Genomic DNA, 18510 nt, shown 5'->3' with positions numbered 1-18510 from the left:
AACCACTCGTACCAGAGGCTGTCCCCGGCGGCGGAAGCACCGGGGACGGCCTCACTGGGTTCAGTCTGGGCTCAGCAGGTGAGGTTGCCCCCCGGGTCGGCGCCGAGGATCTGGGCGAAGCCCACGTAGGAGTCCACGCGGCTCTGCACCTGGGCGGGGTTCTTGCCGTCGCACTCCAGGGCGCCGTTGATGGAGCGGATGGTCTGGCCGAAACCGGCGTCGTTGGCCATGGCGTCGTGCGGTGTCATCGAACCCGGGCCGCCCTGGGTGTTCCAGTACCAGAGGCCGGTCTTCCAGGCGACGGAGGAGTCGCTTTCGACCAGACCCGGGTTGTTCAACAGGTCGATGCCGAGCGCGTCGCCCGCGGCCTTGTAGTTGTAGTTCCAGCTGAGCTGGATGGGGCCGCGGCCGTAGTAGGCCGCTTGGCCGGCCGGGCAGCCGTAGGGCTGGGAGGCATCGCAGTACGCGGGGTAGTTGGCGGTGTTCTGCTCGACGATGTGCAGGAGACCGCCGGTCTCGTGGCTGACGTTGGCGAGGAAGGCGGCGGCTTCCCGTTTCTTCACGGTGTCGTTGCCGGAGTTGGCGAAGGCGGAGTAGGCGCCGAGTGCGGCGCGCAGACCGTCGTACGTGTAGACGGAATTGCGGTTCGGGAACATTTGATTGAACTGGGCTTCGCTGACGACGAATCCGTCCGGGGACCCGCCGTCGCCCGGCGGGGCGGGAACGGGTTCGGTCCCGGGGATGGAGGGGGTCCCGCCCGTGGACACGTTCCACTTCTCGTTGGCGGCGCCCTGGCAGGGCCAGATCTGGAGGGGAGTGCGGTTGGCGCTGTTGTACGCCCGCACGTCCAGGCACTTGTCGGCGGCCGGGTTGACGATGTCCTTGGCCTCGGTGATCACCCACTGCTGGGCGGGAGTGCCGTTGCAGTCGTAGAGCTGGACGTCCGCCGCGTCGGCGATGCTGCCGTGCCGGACGTCCAGGCACTTGCCGAACGCCCGCAGGGTTCCGTCACCGGGGTTGGTCCACTGCTGGGCCGGTGTGCCGTTGCAGTCGTAGAGCTGCACCTGCGTGCCGCTCGCGCTGTTGCCGTCGGCCACGTCGACGCACTTGTCGGCCAGACCGGTGATCTGACCACTGACGGTGCCGCCCGCCGCCGACATCCCGGACGGCTGCGACAACACGACCCCAGCGGTGACCGCACCCAACACAAGCCCGATCGCCGCACCGAGCCCGAGGGAGCGGCGGGTCGCGCGCGCGGTGAGGCGGGGGATGGCGAAGACCATGTATGTCACTCCTTGACGGGCTGGGGTCGGGCTGCGGATGGGGCTGGGGCCGGTCGGCGGTCGGGCTGCGGATCGGGCTGGGATCGGGCTGCGATGGGGCTGGGCTGGGCGGGGCGGCGGTCTGCAGGCCGCCACGGATTCCGTCCCCGAGGCCAACGGGCCGGCTCCTCCCCGCCCCACCACGACCTCACACACACGTCCGCAAACATCGCAACGGACTCCGGGGAGGAACGGTTCAACGGTGGGGGAGGGGCGACGGGGTGCCTGACTCGGTATGGCGGGGGCGATGGGGCCGCTGAGGGCGGCAGTCTGACCTGGTGCACCGGCTTCCGGCCGGCCCCCTCTTGCTTTGCACGGTAGGTCGGCCGGCGATTCGTATCCGGTCAGCCCTGGAGGCCGAGAGCGATCCGACAGTCGCCGTGATCACTCCCGCGCCATAAGGTCACCTCGCCAATTCCGGGCAAGTTCCGGCAAGTTCCTCGCCCCTCAGCCCGACCGCAGGCAAGCTCTGGCATAGCGACCGTGACCGGCATCCGAGGAGGACATCATGTCCCTGATCAAGCTCGGCAAGGACCCGGAGAGCCCCAGCGGCGGCTCACCCACTGTCTACCTCGACGACGAGAAGGACAGCTACCTCGTGCAGGGGCTGAAGGTGGAAGACGCCGAGCGCCTCGGACAGATGGACATCCCCGACCACGAGTCCGTGGTGGAGATCCCCCGGCGCATGGTGCAGTTCTTCTTGGAGGTGAAGAACGATGATGAGGACCCCGACATTTGAGGAGCTGTTCCGCGACTGTCGGCGGACTGCGGTCCACCTGGAGATGCGCGACGCCTACATGAAGTCGGACCCCGCCTTCATCGACTGGAAGGCCGGTCGGGTCCTTGACCCCGCCGAGCGCTGGGCCGACTGGCACGCCATCGTCACGGAGGCCACCTCCCGAGGTGTCGAGGTCCGGCGGGCACGAATCGTCTCGACGCCCGTCAGCGAGTACATCCGCTTCGAGTACGACGTGACGGACGGGCTGAACATCGCCGCTGGCGAAGACGTGCGCTGGCTCCCGCGACGCAGCGCGACCGACCTCGCACTCCCGGGCAACGACTTCTGGCTGTTCGACTCCGGCCTCGTCCTCGTCAACCACTTCGACGGCGAGGGCGAGAACATGGCGCTGGAACTCACGGAAGACCCGGAAGTGGTGAAGCTCTGCGACGCGGCTTTCGAGGCCGTGTGGCAGCGGGCCACGCCGCACGCCGAGTTCGAGCCGGCCTGACCGCTCGAACGAACAGGACCGTCTTACCGACATGACATCGCCGTCTTCGAGCGTCCAGGAAGCCCGCAGGGCGCTCGGCCAACGCCTCGCCGAAATCCGGCGAACGGCCGGACTCACCAAGCGAGCGCTGGCCAACAGTCTGGGCTGGCACGAGTCGAAGGCTTCGCGCTTCGAGAGCGGCACCCGCTCGCCCTCGGAGCGCGACCTTCACGACTGGTGTTCCGCATGCGGCGCCGAGGGGGAGGCAGAAGATCTCATCTCGGCAGCCCGCGGAATTGAAGGCATGTATGTCGAGTGGCGGAAGATGGAGCGCCACGGGCTGAAGTGGGCCCAGGAGTCCGTTCTCCCTCTCTGGGAACGCACCCAGCGATTCCGTATATATTCACCGTGGCTCATTCCCGGCCCCGTGCAAACGGCCTCGTACATCACCGCGCTTCTGACCTCTCTTCGCGACCGCCGGGGACTCATCGACGATGTGCCGGCGGCCGTCCAGGTACGGGTGGAGAAACAGAAGGTCGTCTACGGGAGCCACAAGTTCGCCATCCTCTTGGAAGAGAGCGTCCTGCGCTACCGCATCGGTGGCACAGACGTGATGGCCGGCCAACTCGGGTATCTCCTCAGCGCCATGGCCCTTCCCCAGGTAAGCATCGGCATCATTCCCCAGGACGCCGACCGTTCAAGCCTGTGGCCCGTCGAGGGCTTCTTCCTGTATGACGACGAGTTGGTGAACGTCGAACTCATCTCGGCCCATCTGACCGTCGTCCAGAAGCACGAACTTGCCATGTACGCCTGGACATTCAGCGAGCTGACCGAACTTGCCGTTTACGGCCCCGCCGCCCGTGAAATCATCACCGCTGCCATCGAATCTCTAGGATGAAGGCCGGGCAAGTTCCGGCACATTCGTAGAGCCGTACCCTTCCCCTCTCCTAGCTTTATGGGCACGGCTGAAAGCGTGCTCCGGAGGGGCCAGTGATGAATATGGCAAGCACCGGCAAGGCATTAAGGACGGCAGAGGACACCGCGGCCGACAGTTCCCCCATCGACGTAGAAACAATCTCCTCGCAATCGGATACCGTCCTCGGTTTACGCATGGACACCACGACCCGCGCGGCCATGGACAGGCACTTACCGAAGATGGTCCTTCAACTGAACGGACTACTCGATGAGGACTTGGGCGCCCAGAAGGACGGCGACGTAAGGGATCTCCTCCGCAAGGGGGCCAGACTGGTCGACCTCACCAATCGACCGACCTCTGAGACTCCGACGTTCGGGGCTTTCCGGTACCTCCGCGACGTCGCCCTTCTGACGCGGCGGCTCCTCTGGATCTACGCCGAGCGGAACGGGCTGGATGCGCCGTGAGCGTCCGAGAGAACCAGATCGTCCGGGGACGTATGGACCCAGCCGGCGCCGACGACGGCCCGTTCCCTGTCGACGTGACCACGCCGGACCGGCACCGGTACGGACCCCGCCTGCGGGTCGGCATCCGCTACCTCTTCCGTGCCCCCTCGGGCGCGCTCTTCCCCTCGATGGTCGAGACGGGCGCGGCGGCCTGGGTGCCCCTCGGCGAGATCGACATCCCGCGTGTACGCAGTCGCGTTGAGCACCACCTGATCGGAACCCGATGAGTCCCCACAGCCAACAAGTCGCCTACGTCCTGAGCGTCTTGGCCCTCGGCGGCGCCATCGTTCTGGGCATCTGGATGAGCTGAATGTACGAGCGCAGGGCCAAGAAGTTGCCCTCCATATCTCCTCCGCCGATCGGAACGGTGGGATCCACCAGATGGCCGACCGATGTCCGCGTCGGCGACTTCATCCTCGTCGGGGGCACGTATCAGCGCGTCCGCGACATGAGGTCCGTCGGCGCCACCTCGGCGCGCATCCTGCACTTCGCCGGACGTGCCCCTTTGATCATGCGAGAAGCGCGGACCATCTACCGGCCCGCCGAGTACCGCTGACCACAGCCCCGCTCGGGCATCGCACCATCTCCCTCACCTCCCCATACGAGGAGCTTCGCCATGCGCTTCCGCAAGATCCACGGCGCGGGAAACGACTTCGTTCTGTTCTCCGATCTCGGACCGGACGGCGACGGGAAGGACTGGCCCAAGGACGCGGAGCGCCTGTGTGCCAGGCGCACCGGCATCGGCGCGGACGGGCTGATCGTCAGCAGGCTGGTCAGCGACAAACCCGCCGGCCTCGACGTCACCTGCTTCAACGCGGACGACTCGATCGCCACCATGCGGCTCGACGGGCTGGAGACCAGCTTCTGGAAGGCGATGGCGAACGTCGGGCTGTCGCCATGTGGCGCCGCGTAGACCTCATGAAGCGCGCGCCGGGAGATGATCTCCCGGAAATCCCCTAAACGATCACAGGAAGGCCCCGGACCAAGATCGGTCCGGGGCCTTCTGCCTGGTGCCCCCGGCAGGATTCGAACCTGCGACACCCGCTTAGGAGTGGGACGGAATCCGTGATCGGTGGTGCTTGTCCATGCCGCGCGGTGCTGTTCTTACTGGTCAACACCACGCGGCAGGTATGTCGATCCTGCGTGAGACCGCTTGTGGTTTGCCGTCCGCTCACGCATTGCTCACGCATGCGGGGACGTAGTCACCTGCGTTGAGCAGATGCTGCTGGGGTGGGAGACGACGACCAGATAGCGAAGTCACGAGCATTTACACCGCGAGGCTGAGGTGTCGCGCCCTGGTGAGTGCGACGTAGAGCGAGCGATGATCTTCGTTGCTAGGGTCGAGGCCGTCCCGCAGTGCCGCCGTGTCGGTTTCCGCCAGCCTCACGCCGACCTTGTCCCACTGCCGTCCCTTCGCCTGGTGGCACGTCAAGCCAGGGACTAGCCGTTCGCGGGCGACGTGCAGTCTTGCCCGCAGATTCTTGAGGCCGGTTAGAGGCGTTCGCTCGTGCTTTCCCGACGGTTTGGTGGGCATTTTGGTGATCAGTGTGTCGGCAAAGGTGCTCCAGATGCCGCCGAGATCGTGCTGGCCAGTCAGGCGCTCAAGGGTGGCCTGAAGATGCGGACGTAGCTCTGCCAAGGTGTTGCCGTCGTTGATGCCCAAGGTGGTTCGGGCCTCGTTGAGGAAGATGGCCTGCTGACCGAAGGTGCTTTGGACGAGTTCGTTGAGGAGCAACGTACAGGCGGCCTCCTGGAACTGGCCGGCCCGAGGCTTTATGGCGAGGGGAAGGACATGGGGGTCTGTATCCCACAGCATCTTCCACTGTCGGGCGAGGACGACGTTGACGTTCCGCGCGCTGCCTGTGGGAAGGACCGCCCGCTCCTTGCGGCGTAGTTGCAATGCCAGCAATTCTTGGGCGCTGTCGCACCATCGGAACGAGGTCCGAAGATTGCTGCGTTTGAAGCCTCGTCGGCTGATGAGCCGCGGTACGTCTTCAGGGCGGGCACCGCGAAAACCGTAGAGAGCCTGCCAGGGATCTCCCACCAGGGTGATGTTGAGGCCCGCATCTGCGGCGAGGCAGATGATCTCCAGGTCCAGGTCGTTTGCGTCGTAGATCTCGTCCACGAGCAGGGACCTGATCGTGGTGGAGAAGAATCTGACGACGGAGGCACTGACGCTCTCGATGCAGAGCGCGAGTTGCAGCACCTCTCGCACGTTGTCGTGCGTGCACCGCCCTTGGCCAACGGCCGTGGCGAAATCGTCTGCAGCAACTTGGCTTCCGGGCCTCGCTTCCCGTACGGAGCTCGTGATAACCCGCGTACCTTCCAAGGCGAGGACCGGCTTCCGACGTGTGGAAGTGGTGGGCAGGTGGGTCCGCCACGTGTCCAGCACCTCAAGTTCCTGGTGACTCCCCGGCCACTGGAGGAGCCCGGCCTGCAGGAGGTGGGTGAGTAGGTCATACAGCACCGTGTCGAGAGTGACGATGCGATGGGGCGACGCGAGTGCCGAGGGGCCCCATCGCCGCAGCACTCGGCTGCGTATCTCCTCGGTGGCCGAGCGAGTAAAACTGACCGCCACAACCGCCCGGTGATCGGTCGTGCGCGAGTAGCGGTGTAGCCCGAAGCGCTGGGTCGAGACGGTGGTCTTACCCGAGCCTGGGTCGGCTTCTATGTACAGGAGGCGGTGCGGACTTGCGACCGCGAGGAGCTGTTCGCGTGTGAGGCCGTTGACTCCAGGTTCAGAACTTCTCATGATCAGCCGAGTCCGCTTGCGGTGGGGCTGTTGGCCAGCGCACGGGCCGTCGTGCCCCCGCGACAGGCCAGGCGCCCCGTGCCGTGGCCGCCGACTGGAGGCCAGCGGCGGGCCGCTCAAGGTGCAGATCCTCCCAGGGGGGTGCGTCCGGATCCGGTACGTCTGGGTTCGCCTCGTATCCAGACTCTGCAGTGGGCGGTTCGAGGCTCCCCCAATCGTGCGGCCAGTGGAGGTCCCCCAACTCGACAGCAGGGAGGTCCATATCCCATCTGGTGTCTGCTATCAGCCAGGACGGAGGCTCAGGGAGGCCGTCATCGGGCTCGTCGCCGAGGTGGTCGATGCCCTGCTCAACGATGGTCTGCTCTGTCGGGGCTGACGGATACAGGAAGTCGAAGAGCTGCCGCAAGTGGTTGGGTACGGTTATGGAGCCATCGTTGTTCTTGTGGCCAGCTTCGTTGGCCTCCATGAGGCGACCCGCGAGAGCCAACGCGAATTCTGCCTTCTTACCGGCTCCCGGTCCGGCCTTGGTCCCAGTCTCACCTTGCTTGCCCGCGCGTTTGCTGCGGAACGTCTCATACACAGTCCGAGTTGTGACGTCTTGGACTTCCAAGTCGATGTCGCGGAGTGCTGCGGCGATCAGAGGTTCGTTGCCCTCGGTGATGGCCGGTTCCAGGGTCGGGTGGCTGATGAAGGCATCGACGACTGAGGGATCGTGGTCGGAGAGCCATGACGGCTTGCTGCGTTCTTCACTCTCGAAGGGCAGGTCACTGTCGACGAGGACTGCCAGTCTCGTGCACAGTTCGTTGTCCCGGGTTGCCAGGAGATGAACGGGCCACTGGCCGACCTTCCACCCCATCGGCACGATGCTTAGCGCATCGATGAAAGCCTGCTTGAGGTTATCCTTCCCGGCCCACGTTCGTCCGAACTCCCGCACAACGGCGGCATCGGTAATTCCCTCTACCAGTACGAGGCGTTCGGCGAAGAGGGCGGCCGACCGGCTCGCGTCCAGGTGAAGCCGAGCCTTCCGTAGAGCGGTCTCGCGCTCCTTGAGCGGCACAACGTTGGCGACAGTACGGCAGACCCTTCCCTGCGTCGTCTGGCGCACGACGACCAGTTCTTCCGGGGCACAGGATGTGATGACATCAGTTGCGTGGCTGGAGAGGATGACCTGCAACTCTGGCCGCTCTTTCACGGTCCTGCGTAGGTAACGGACAAGAGCGTGCTGCAACTGCGGATGAAGATGTGCCTCCGGCTCCTCGATGACGACGGTCGCGTGGAAGGGGGTTGTCGGGAAGAAGGAGTCCTCCTCCGACTCGGCGTCGGCTTGCGCCTGGACGAGGTTCTCAAGCGCCTGTTGTACCTGTTCTTCCTCCGTCGGGGGTGGGAAATCGGGGGCTGCCCGGTGAGGCTCAGTATCATCCTGCGCAAGCTCTACAGAGTCGGGTATCGCCGCAAGGGTCACGGCGATGTGGAGCAGGTTGACGTATCCCAGCCCGGAGACCTCCAGCGGTCGGGCATCTGTGCGTCCCTCCATGACGGCGAGCATCAGTTCCAGGACCCGGGCTAGATAGGTGTCGTTGATGACCTGACCGCGTATGTAGGGCCACTGGGGGCTCACCCCTGCCGACAGATCGGCAAGATAGCTGCGGATCCTGGCTTCGATGGCATCGATGAGGCTGTCCTTGGCCAGTTCCTCCAGTAGATGGGAGGCGCGTGCCCGCAATTCCACCAGGCTCCGGTTCCCGCGCTGGCGCTGCTGCTCGGCACGCAGCAGCTCCACGAGGATCCGGGCCTCGCGACGGGCTAGCTCGTCCAGCGGATGACGCCAGGCCGGCAAGTAGATCAGTTTGTACGGGTCGAGGTTCCGTGATACGCCGTGTACTGCGTTGACCTTCGCGGCGACGGTCCCGAGCTTGCGGCTCAGGGAGACGTTCCAGCTCTCGGCGACCTCGCCGAGGTGACGGTGTCTGGCCTCGTGCAGGTGCCGCCCAAGACGTCCTTCGGTGGCAAGGCTGTCGCCCAGTTTGTACGTCACCTCTATGGTGCGGTTGGCGTCCATGGGCGCGAGTGCCGAGGAGCCGTACCGTGGCAGGACCGGAAAACGGCTGCCAGGATGAGCCAGGTAGAGCGCGTCCGTGAGGGTGGTCTTTCCAGCGCCGTTCGCTCCAATCAGCACACTGAACCGTCCGGGCAGGTCACAGGCCATCGGGTTCTCCGCGCTCGCGCGGAACCCGCTCACCGTGACACGACTCAGATGCACCATGCCTCCCAGGGACCAAAGAGCACGTCAACCATCATCGCTCACAACGCGAACTGAACCGCCCCCGTGTCGAATGGAGATGTGGCGGCCGGTCAGCGGCTGGCGCGGATCACCACGGTGAGGACCGGCGAGGGCTGGCTCTGCCCGAGGTGCTCGTACTCCACGACTCGCAGAGGGCGCGGACCTTTCCGTCGCCCGCGGCCGGCTTGACAATGAGAGTGACGAACGGCTCTTCGCGTGTGCCGAGGAGGGCGTCATGCGGCGGGCGGTACCGGTCTTCCGCCAGTTCGGTCGGACGCCGATCTCCTTCAGGGCCGCGGCCGTGCGCTCGGTGTACTTCTCCGTCAGCGCCGGGCTGGTGCGCTGCCAGTAACGGTCGCCGTGCTCGGCGGTGTTGCCGTAGGCGTAGCCGACCAGATACCCGTCTGTGCACGCGAGGGTGGCCGTGAACCCCGGCTCGGCGTTGCGCCGTTCCAGGCGCTCACCCACCGCGATGACCGCGTAATTTGGTATGTGGATCAGCGGGGCGCGCACATCGACGGCGGGCGCCGAACTCTTGCTGCATGTGTGTTACCGGGTGTGCTGGGTAGCGGCATCGGTAAGGACCTTCATTGGGCCAGGGTTGAGGTCCGTTTCGGTGCTCGTGGGCCTGTTCCGCGTACCAGATCAGACCCGCGAGATGCGCCATGAAAGGGACGTACGACGTGGGCTAATCGCGCAGCAGGCGCATTGCCAGCACGGAACCGTCTGGATGTATTGAGATGGGACCGTTCCAGATGGGGGCCCAGGCGTCGCGTGGCCAGGTGGACCGGCGCGCGTAGATTTCGCGACGGTACTGCTCCACCCGCCCCTCCTCAAGGTGGCGGAAGAGATCCTCCGCGACTCCGGAAAATGCCTCGACTCGCTTCCGGTTAAGTCGGTAGACGTGGTCTGTGCCGACGAAGTCGATGCCGAAGAACCGGTGCCGTGCGTCCTGGACGCTGTCCGTGGCCGCGTGCGTAATGCCTGCGAAGTTCCGTTGTCCTTGTCGTTTCGTCAGGTACGGGGCGGTCGCCCTTGCGTCTCCGGCGAAAGCGGTAAGACCGGCTGCGGCTGTGCGGGAGAGTGCGTGTTGGAACCATGCGTAGAGGTCCGGGCCTACGTGATAGCCGGGTTCGGGCTCCACGGGCTGGTCGCCTTGCGTAGGTGGCTGGATACCGGGATAGACATTTTCATCCTCTAACGCGTGATCAAGAACGCGACCCGGAGCGTCCAGCCAACCTCCATTTCCGCCTGCCTCCAGGGTGTGGACCGTCAGAGGGCCGTCGAGAGGGAGCTCCGTGCTGAACAGTAGACACGGTGTCTCGCCCCACGCTCCGATGTGGACCGCCTCGACGTGGGCGGAAGCCGAGGCGAGTTGAATGTGCGAACTGGAACGTCCGCTGTGGTTGCCCTTGCACGCGATCGGGAAGACGCGAGAGGGCACGCCGGGCTTCCATACCTCGGCGAAGAACTGCGGACGGTACCGGTAGCCCGACCTCGGGCCGGAATCCCTACTGGTCAGGGCCCACCCTGCACGCAGGGCTGTGTCGGCGGGCACGATCGAGACGACGTGATCCGGGTAACGCCTGATCAGGAGTCGTGTGGCGAGCGCCAGTGCGACACCGGCGCCGAGTTCTCCCGACTGAAGTGCCTTGTAGTAGTCCGCGGTCTCCCGGCCCTCGGGTGAGAGGGCCATGAAGGCGTCAGAGTTCCCGGTCAGAGCTTGGTTGTACTTCAGGCAGCCCCAGTGCTCGGCGAGGCCGCGTCCCGCTCCGCGCCGGGCCAGGGCAATCGACCGTCCCAAGGTGTGCAGAACCTCCCAGGGAGTGAGTTGGGCGAGTTGGTTGAGGTCCGTCGCCGGTATGGGCTGCAGTTCCGGCTTTCGGCGGAGCGGGTCGAGCTCCTTCTCCTTTCTCTGCTTGTCGTCGTCCGCCGCCGAAGCGCTCACGTCCCCGGCCAGCTCTGAGTTCGAGTGGACTGCGATGTTCGACGGCTGCGCAAGGTCCCTCAGCACCTCTGCCGTGAGCTTCAACCTGCTCTCCCTCGTGATCTGTCGTCCCTGGTCTGACTGCGGGGCTCGGTAGGCATGCACTGGCTTTCGTAGGTGCCCGCTCTACGCGCTGGCTTCGGGCTGGCTGGCGGAGAGGTCGTTGAGGGCGCCGTTGACGACGTACCAGGACACGGTGAGCGTGTCGCGGTCGGGAGTGTGCGCCTCACGGAACTCACGTCGTGGGTGTACGAAATTGCGGTACTTGCAGACAGCCTGGCTGAAGCGTTCCATGTCGATGTCGATCCAGCCCGCCTGGTGGCAGATGTCGATCAGGGCCTTGAGGCCGATGAAGTTGGGGTCCTTGTTGCTCAGCAGGGAGGCGTCGCGTTCCTCGATCACCGTGAGCAGGACGCCTTCGAGGAGGCTGCCCAGCATGATGATGGCCGCGACATGAGCGCCGTTGGCATAGCAGGTACGGGCTTCGTCCAGGCGTCGCTGGAGCAGCGTGGCCATCTGCGGTTCACGGATGATTTCGGCCATGGTCGCCTTGAGCTCGACCGGTGCCTGCTGGCCCGGGTGCGCGATGGCTGGGTCGCAGACGACAACCCTGGGCCGGCCGCCAGGGTTCTCCAGGCGGAAGCCTTCGTGGACCAGGAAGGTGTTGACCGCGTTAACGACGGTCGGGAGGAGGCCGGGTTCTTCGAGGTACTCGCGCGCGTCGGCGAGCCTGAGGAGCACCTTTTCCAGCTCAGTGAGGTTCTCGCGTCTTTCCGTGAGTAGCTGGAATGTCCACTCGCCCCGGTACTCGCCGTCGTACTCGGGCACGTTGCGCCATCCGGCGTTCTCCAGGAACTGGGCGATCTCGAAGCCCCTGCGGTAGTAGAGGTGATCGTCGCCGCAGATTACGCGAGCCAACTCCTTCAACGTGTTGCCATCAAGCGGACTCAGAACGGTGTCCTGCATCATGCGGCGTCCTCCGTGGCGTCGTCGTCGGTCTGTTCATCCCCAGTGCCCTCGTCATCGGTGAGCTCGTCGTCCGAGGAGAGATCGAGTGGTTTCCACTCAGCGTCGGAGCCAACCAGCGTGGTGGCTGTTGTGGATCGCTTATAGTCCGCAGGCCGGATCCCCTGGCGGTCGAGTTCTTCCCACAGGCCGTCGAGTGCCGTGACGGGATCGAAGCGGAAGTCGCTATCTCGCACTCGCCAGAACGTCCAGCCCACGCGCTTCAGTTCGCGGTCCCGCCGTTGGTCGTTCTCGATCTGCTCCCGCGTGGCGTGGTGGAAGGCGTCGCCGTCGCACTCAACAGCGAGACGGCCGCGGGCCCCTATGACCACCAAGTCGATGCGTTTGCTGCCGGCCGGGAACTGGGGGACCACGTGGTAGCCCCGATCCTTGATCCTCAAGTACACCTGCTGTTCGAAGAGCGAGTCGAAGGGAGCTCTGCGGACATCAGTCAGCACCGGTCCGATGTCGGCGGCAGCCTCCAGCCCGGCGGGCGGGTTCTCCATATATGTCAGGAGATTGAGCCGCAGATCGTGTGGCTTGAGACGGTCCGGCGGGACCGAGTAGAAGAGCCGCATCTGGTCCTGGGCTCGGCTGGCGGCGACGTTGTACGCCTGCTGCTCACTCTTGTTCCCGCCCGCCGCGCGCGGCGGGTTCGTCACGACCATGGACAGCAAGATGACGTGGCGCTCGTCTCCCTGGAACGAGGCCGCGTTGCCGACGCGTATCTGGTGCTGCTCGCGCACGGTGACCGGCAGTCGATGCTCGATGAGGTTTTCCAGGAGCTTGATCTGCCCAAAGCCCTGGAGCACGATCACACCCATGGTCTTGTCCTGGTAGGCAGGGTCCTTGGCGAGGTGGGCCAGGCAGTCGACGATCGCCTCGGCTTCTTTGGGGTTGTGGACACGGCTGTCGCGGCCCGCGACAACGGCGCCTTCGACGAAGTGGGTACGCAACGGGTCCAGCCGTTCGGCGCCGTACTGGCGTAGGGGCAGAAGCTTGTTGTCGTAGAAGGTGCCGGAGGACCAGTTGATGATCTCGGGCACGCAGCGGAAGTGCTCTTCGAGGCGGATCACCTGTGGGAAGAAGGTGGACAGCAACTGGTAGAGGTTGGTATGCGGTGTGTAGAGCTGGCGCAGTCGGGTGGGCATGTCCGGCAGATGGGCGGCCAGCTTGTCTTGGATGGCCTGATGACGGCCCTTGCCCGTAACGGCGGGCGCGCATTGCTTGTCGTCACCGACAACGATCACGCGGGGAGCCAGCCACAGGAGAAACAGCGCGTCCATCCCCGCTTGGCTGGCCTCGTCCACGATCACCACGTCGAAGGCGTTCCGCTTCGCCTGCACCATCTCGGCGACCTGAGGGATGGGCATGACCCAAGCGGGAACAGCGTCCTGGGCCACGGACATCGCATCGCGCGCCGCAGCTTTGAAGAGTCCCGAGCTCCGCCCCTTGCCCTTGCCGAGGGACGCCACGTGCGTCCGGTATGCCTGGAGCGCCGAGCGCTGTTCCTGGGTCATCCGCTCCAGGCAGTGCAACCGTCCCCAGGCGGCGGCGAGTTCGCCGGTCACATGCTCCAGCCGGGCTTCATGCTCACTCAATTCGCCTTCGAGCTTGTGCTCCAGGCCAGGTGTGCGCTGCGTGTCCAGGAACAGCGAAGCCTTTCCCCACGCCCATGCCCGTTCCAGGGAGCCCAGACGCTCCTCCCAGCCGGGAGTACCCGCGCTGTCCACAAGGCGGCCTGCCAGCAGAGGATGCGCAGCGCGTAGGACACGCAGCAACTCGGCGCACCGACGCTTGTGATGCTCCCTCTGGTGCGCGGCGGCCAGTGCTTCCAGGGCCTCGCCATAAGCATCCACGTCCTGGTTACGGAGGGACTGGATGAGGGCCATGGACTCCGTAGATGGCTGCGTGCCATGCACGGGGATACGAAGGAGTTCGTCCCACGCGGCCAGCTGGCTGACCGCCTCGTCGGCGGCCCGTCGGCCATCGAGCGCGGCGACGCCGGCGTTGAAGTCCTGCCACGTCCGGCGAGAGACGATTGTCAGGCGTACACCGTGGCGCACGAGAAGCTCGTCGATGCGGTCCCTGGCCGAGCCGAATACCTGTACGTGCTCAAGACACTCAGCGCGTGCTGTCAGTTCGGCCAGCCGTACCTCCACGTCCCCTGGGGGGACCGTCACATTCACCCGCTGCCAGCGCGTGGCTGCGCCAGCGAGCGCTGCGTGGGCCCGGAGGTGCGCCAGCACGGCGTCCAGGTCCTCGGTCGTCTGCGGCGTACGGCCATTGACGGTGCAGGAGTCAAGCAACTCCCGTGCGTCCTTCTGCGCCCTGCTCGGAAACCGGGGTCGTAGGGACTTGCCTCTGGCCAGATGGGCTTGGAGCGCGGTGCCAGCGGTCGCCAACTGGCCGGCCTTCTGGGCGGTCAGGTCCTCAGGCACGATCACCAGGCACAGGCCAAGCGCGTCCACATCCCGCGCGACCTCACGGATATCGTCGGCGACGGCTGCTACGCGCTGCCACAGTCCAAGCTCGGACCGGGAGAGCCGGTCCGCCAACGCCCGGGTGACCCAAGAATCCGGATCCCAACGCGTTGCATCGGCTGGCACTCCGAGGTGGTGAAGAGCCATCTCGCAGGCATCGAGCAGCGAGGCCAGTTCGGCGGTCACCGATGCGTCGAGAGGGGCGAGTGCGTTCCGGAACTCAACGGCCTCCGCAGACAGACCCTCGTCGTTGAGGCGGCTGGCCGCGAGAACCTCCGCCACGAGCTGGGACGAAGGAAGCCCGTCAGGGATGGGAAGCGCGCCGCCCGCGCGCGGCTCTCCCGCGCCGTCGCGCAGCAGCAGGAGGAGTTCCTGGGCTTGCTCGGAGGTAAGCGGAGGAACGGCCTCGGCGGAATCCGGAAGGGGGCTGATCCACCCGAACTCCTGAGCGCCTGCGTGAACCCGCTCCACGATCTCGGCGAGCGTTCCCGCGTACCCCGGTGCCACGCTCCGATGCCGGTACTCGGCTTCTCGGAGCGAGATCACCTGCTCCGTGAGTGTCTCGATCCGTCCCCGCACCTCGTCTCGTTCGCCGACGAGGCGGCGGATCTCGGCACGAAGTTCATCGCGGTCGTTGGCGGCCACCTGATCGGTGAGCGCGTTGATGGTGCGTTCCAGCTCGCCCGCGCCATCGCGGCGAGTGGAACTGAGCAGCAGGACACACAAGTCTCTTACCGCAGGCGGAAGTTTGTCCCGAAGCACGGTCAGGGCCTGGTCGCGGGCGCTGGTGACGAGCACCCGCTGGCCCTGTGCGAGCAATGCGGAGACAAGGTTGGCGATCGTGTGGGTCTTGCCCGTGCCGGGCGGCCCCTGGACGACAACGCCGGTTTCGTGCTCCAGACGCCCCAGCACACTGCGCTGCTGTGCGTTCGTCTTGCCTGGGAAGAGAGGATCGTCACCGAAGAGCGGCGCCCTTTGAGTCCCGTCCCAGGTGGATCGGTCGCCAGCCTCGATCGTCATGGCCATTTGGGCCAGACCGAGCGGCGCGCGGCCCTCGGAGGCCACTGCTTCCGCGATCTGGTCGTAGAACCGCAGCAGAGAGTTGAGGTTCCGGGGGCGCATGACCAGGGCGGGGGCGTACGTGAGACGCGCACCTGACTCAGGTGCGCGGGGTGGCTCCCACGCCGCGCTGAAGCCCATGGGACGCGTGGTCGCCCGTTCCTGCCACTGCGCCAGCTGCTCCAGTGCCTCGGGCCCCAGAGGATCCATCCCGCGCGCGGTGATCTCTTCCGAGAGAGCGGCTCCGCGCTCGCGTACCCATCCGTCGTCACTGTCCAGGAAATCCTGGTCTTCGAGACGCAGGGCGCTCTCCGACGACAGCCGCACCGTCAACTTCGCCGTGCGCCGGTCCATCGAGGTGTCCACCCGATGGGTGAACAGATGGCGGTGCACCGTGTCCTCGCTTGGACCGGTCCAGGTCAACAGCCCCACGCCCAGGACGAGTTCGGTCTGGTCATCCTCCTGGGCCAGCTTCTGGTGCCACGCGTAGACCCGGTCGTAGAGTTCGCGGAGCGGCCGTTCCGCGCGCTCCTGCTCCGCCCACCTGCGCCAGCGGTCCAGCCAGGTACCGTAGGCCCGCAGCACGTCACCGGCCTCTTCACGGCGCAGGGTGCCGTCCTCCTCCAGCGGCTCTCTCCCGTCCGCGACGCGCACCAGCTCGCGCCCCGGACCCTCGTCCGCAAGAGGTGGATCACCCCCATCGGGGTCCAGGCAGCGTGTCGGCTCGACCCAGCCGTCGAGCGAGGCGGGGAGGTCGGGCGGCGCACTCTGCGGCACATGGTCGAGAGTCAGCAGGACGCCGTCATCGCGCGGCGTCGGCCTACGGACGGGCTCCGGCAGCCGACCCAGCCACAGACGGTCGCGACCTCGATCATCACGCTGTCGCTGGTGGCTGCTGTGGACCACGTCGCGGAGGAAGTTGACCAGCCCTGCTGTTTGCGCGATGACGTCGGGATCACTCGCATGGCTTCGCGGAACGTTCACCGTTCTCCTTCTCGGCTGCTGACGAACGTTCCAGGATGAGGGTCGACCAAGGTCACGACAACGGCTTCGCGCAGGATGACTGATTTCGCTTCATAGCCCGGCGCTCGGCACGCCGCCCGACGAGCCGGTCGCCCCGTGCCGATTGGACTGGCGAAACTCGCACGGCGGGCTTGCCTCAGACGCTTCCATGCAGGTGGAAGGGCACATAGTGAGATCGTCAGGAGAGTCCCCATCGCCAGCACATGTAGTGGGATCGAGTCCTTACTGGGTGGCACTCGCTGACGTTGGGTAGTGACGTCCTTGCAGGTCAGTGACCACATCGTGATATCTGGTCCCGGCCATGACGCTCGTCTTGATGGTGGCATTCTGGGCAGCGGTATGGCCGAATCTAGTCGGCAAAGTCGTACTCGACAGCGCCTCCGTCGGTGGGCGTTGGCTGTGGCGTACCGATCGATTCGTCAACGGTGATGATCAGCAGGGGCGGTGGCGATCGTCGCGGCCACGACGCACTTCGGGGGGCGGTTGAGCTCGCCACGGAGAACGGCATCCTCGCCGACCACCGTGATCATCTCGGGTTGTGGAGCAACGGCGCCTCGCTGGTGTCGCTGGGTGCGGTTACGACTCGGGGCAGGGGACCGGCGGCATCGGGAGCGGTGGAGAGAGGTACGAGTAGGAGGTAAGGACGGCTGGAAAGTTTCGGTGCAGGCGTAGGTGGAGTGGCCAGTTTGGGGTGTCTGGTGAACCGCCCCGGGTTCGGTAGAGATCTCAGGTTGGGGTTGTGACCTGGGGCTTCGTGGACTTCGTGTTGTAGTTGGTCTCGTACTCGACGGGTGGGACGTGGCCTGTCTCACCGTGGAGTCGGCGGTGGCAGTACCAGTCGATCCACTCGGCGGTGGCGAACTCGACCTGGGAGAGCGTCTTCCAGGGTCGGCGGGGTTTGATCAGCTCGGTTTTGAACAGGCCGATCATCGATTCCATCAGGGCGTCGTCGTAGGCGTCACCGACCGAGCCGATCGATGCCGCGATGCCTGCCTGGTCGAGATGCTCGGCGAGCGCGAACGATGTGTATGGCGACCCCGCGTCCGAGTGATGTGTCAATTGGCCCTGCGCGTGCGGGAATCCGTGCCGGTCGCGTTGCCGCAGCGCCATCTTCAGGGCGTCCAGGACGAGCTTGGACTCCTTGGTGGCAGCGGCGGACCAGCCGACGATGCGATGGGCGAAGGTGTCCACGACGAAGGCGACGTGGACGACTCCGTTCCAGGCGGCGACATGCGTGAAATCGGCGATCCAGCAGCGGATGGGGGCACTGGCGACGAAGTCGCGGTCGAGGAGGTCCGGGGCACGCTTGGCGGCACCGCGCACAGCAGGACAAGGACCGCGAGAAGTGGGAGAGCACTTGGGCGGAGACCGGAAGGATCTTCACCAGCGAGAACGGACAACTGCGTCAACCCGCCAGCGTCACAGGGCGGTTCATCGAGTTGTACGAGGAGGTCGGCCTTCCGCCGGTCCGGCTCCACGACCTCCGCCACGGTGCCGCGACCCTCGCCTACGCGGCCGGAGCCGACCTGAAGGACATCCAGGAGATGCTCGGCCACTCCTTGATCACCATCACGGCCGACACGCACACGAGCCTGCTCCCCGAAGCGGACCTGGGCGATCGCCGAGGCCGCAGCCCGGCTCGTACCGCGCGCCCACGTCACCTCCGAAAACACCGCCACCGAAGCGGAGGCTGAGCCCGACGGCGCGGAGCATCCTGGCCCGGAGTCCGTGCCGGATGATGCTGATCCGTTGGGAGGAATTTCGGAGATCAACTGTCCGTCCGCTCACGCACCGCTCACGCAAACGGCCCCGGACGAGTTGTCCCGGGGCCGAACAGAACTCCTCCCTGGGGAGAAAACCCCAGGTCAGAGCGGTAATGCGTCGTGCCCCCGGCAGGATTCGAACCTGCGACACCCGCTTTAGGAGAGCGGTGCTCTATCCCCTGAGCTACGAAGGCGGAGGTTGTGGTGG

General features: G+C 65.7%; 15 protein-coding genes, 1 tRNA gene and 1 pseudogene. 8 read left to right on the top strand and 9 right to left on the bottom strand.

Annotated elements, in window-relative coordinates; translation table 11 throughout:
• Positions 1-71 precede the first annotated feature (71 nt).
• Entirely contained in the window at positions 72-1160 is a 1089-nt protein-coding gene (locus tag ACIQNU_RS20760) for a glycoside hydrolase family 19 protein (protein WP_401368979.1), read from the bottom strand.
• 670 nt (positions 1161-1830) lie between these two features.
• On the opposite strand from ACIQNU_RS20760, the gene ACIQNU_RS20755 reads away from it, so the two are divergent.
• The 7 genes from ACIQNU_RS20755 (at position 1831) to ACIQNU_RS20725 (ending at position 4862) form a co-directional block, all read left to right on the top strand.
• Positions 1831-2061, top strand: a complete 231-nt coding sequence (locus ACIQNU_RS20755; RefSeq protein WP_401368286.1) for a hypothetical protein — start codon at positions 1831-1833, stop codon at positions 2059-2061.
• Positions 2039-2551, top strand: coding sequence for a DUF6879 family protein (locus ACIQNU_RS20750; RefSeq protein WP_401368283.1), 513 nt, complete (start codon positions 2039-2041; stop codon positions 2549-2551). Before ACIQNU_RS20755 ends, ACIQNU_RS20750 begins: the two co-directional genes overlap by 23 nt.
• Positions 2552-2582: 31 nt before the next feature.
• A complete protein-coding gene (locus ACIQNU_RS20745; RefSeq protein WP_401368281.1) occupies positions 2583-3428 on the top strand; it encodes a helix-turn-helix domain-containing protein in 846 nt (281 codons plus the stop codon).
• Positions 3429-3640: 212 nt separating this feature from the next.
• Complete coding sequence (locus ACIQNU_RS20740) at positions 3641-3910, top strand: hypothetical protein (RefSeq protein WP_401368279.1); 270 nt, start codon at positions 3641-3643, stop codon at positions 3908-3910.
• Positions 3907-4176: a hypothetical protein gene (locus tag ACIQNU_RS20735; protein ID WP_401368277.1), complete on the top strand. Its 270-nt coding sequence runs from the start codon at positions 3907-3909 to the stop codon at positions 4174-4176. Before ACIQNU_RS20740 ends, ACIQNU_RS20735 begins: the two co-directional genes overlap by 4 nt.
• A 140-nt stretch (positions 4177-4316) precedes the next feature.
• Positions 4317-4505 carry a hypothetical protein gene (locus ACIQNU_RS20730; protein ID WP_401368274.1) on the top strand — a complete coding sequence of 63 codons (189 nt, stop codon included), beginning with the start codon at positions 4317-4319 and terminating at the stop codon, positions 4503-4505.
• A 60-nt stretch (positions 4506-4565) separates the two neighbouring features.
• Positions 4566-4862, top strand: coding sequence for a hypothetical protein (locus tag ACIQNU_RS20725; RefSeq protein WP_401368271.1), 297 nt, complete (start codon positions 4566-4568; stop codon positions 4860-4862).
• A 354-nt stretch (positions 4863-5216) separates the two neighbouring features.
• Here the strand turns inward: ACIQNU_RS20725 and ACIQNU_RS20720 are convergent, their stop codons facing one another.
• From ACIQNU_RS20720 to ACIQNU_RS20690, 7 genes and pseudogenes are all read right to left on the bottom strand, one after another.
• The gene (locus ACIQNU_RS20720) at positions 5217-6701 is read right to left on the bottom strand and encodes a UvrD-helicase domain-containing protein (RefSeq protein WP_401368269.1); all 1485 of its coding nucleotides are present in this window, start codon (positions 6699-6701) and stop codon (positions 5217-5219) included.
• Positions 6688-8964: an ATP-dependent nuclease gene (locus ACIQNU_RS20715; protein ID WP_401368266.1), complete on the bottom strand. Its 2277-nt coding sequence runs from the start codon at positions 8962-8964 to the stop codon at positions 6688-6690. The genes ACIQNU_RS20720 and ACIQNU_RS20715 overlap by 14 nt, the downstream gene beginning before the upstream one ends.
• 89 nt (positions 8965-9053) lie before the next feature.
• A pseudogene (locus ACIQNU_RS20710) lies at positions 9054-9498 on the bottom strand (GNAT family N-acetyltransferase); the annotation flags it as partial.
• Positions 9499-9670: 172 nt separating this feature from the next.
• Positions 9671-11014, bottom strand: coding sequence for a hypothetical protein (locus tag ACIQNU_RS20705; protein WP_401368264.1), 1344 nt, complete (start codon positions 11012-11014; stop codon positions 9671-9673).
• Positions 11015-11095: 81 nt separating this feature from the next.
• Positions 11096-11938 carry a hypothetical protein gene (locus ACIQNU_RS20700; RefSeq protein WP_401368261.1) on the bottom strand — a complete coding sequence of 281 codons (843 nt, stop codon included), beginning with the start codon at positions 11936-11938 and terminating at the stop codon, positions 11096-11098.
• Complete coding sequence (locus ACIQNU_RS20695) at positions 11935-16500, bottom strand: AAA domain-containing protein (RefSeq protein WP_401368259.1); 4566 nt, start codon at positions 16498-16500, stop codon at positions 11935-11937. The genes ACIQNU_RS20700 and ACIQNU_RS20695 overlap by 4 nt, the downstream gene beginning before the upstream one ends.
• A 765-nt stretch (positions 16501-17265) precedes the next feature.
• Positions 17266-17862, bottom strand: coding sequence for an IS3 family transposase (locus ACIQNU_RS20690; protein ID WP_401368256.1), 597 nt, complete (start codon positions 17860-17862; stop codon positions 17266-17268).
• Between the two features lie 53 nt (positions 17863-17915).
• On the opposite strand from ACIQNU_RS20690, the gene ACIQNU_RS20685 reads away from it, so the two are divergent.
• Positions 17916-18233 (top strand): tyrosine-type recombinase/integrase, encoded by a 318-nt coding sequence (locus tag ACIQNU_RS20685; protein ID WP_401368976.1) that lies wholly within the window; start codon positions 17916-17918, stop codon positions 18231-18233.
• Positions 18234-18423: 190 nt separating this feature from the next.
• Here ACIQNU_RS20685 and ACIQNU_RS20680 read toward each other — a convergent pair.
• Positions 18424-18496: transfer RNA gene (locus tag ACIQNU_RS20680), tRNA-Arg, on the bottom strand.
• Between the last annotated feature and the right edge of the window lie 14 nt (positions 18497-18510).

The organism is Streptomyces sp. NPDC091292 (assembly GCF_044757265.1).
GTDB lineage: Bacteria > Actinomycetota > Actinomycetes > Streptomycetales > Streptomycetaceae > Streptomyces.
Note: the sequence above shows the minus strand (reverse complement) of the source record. Positions and strands in the feature narration are given on the sequence as shown.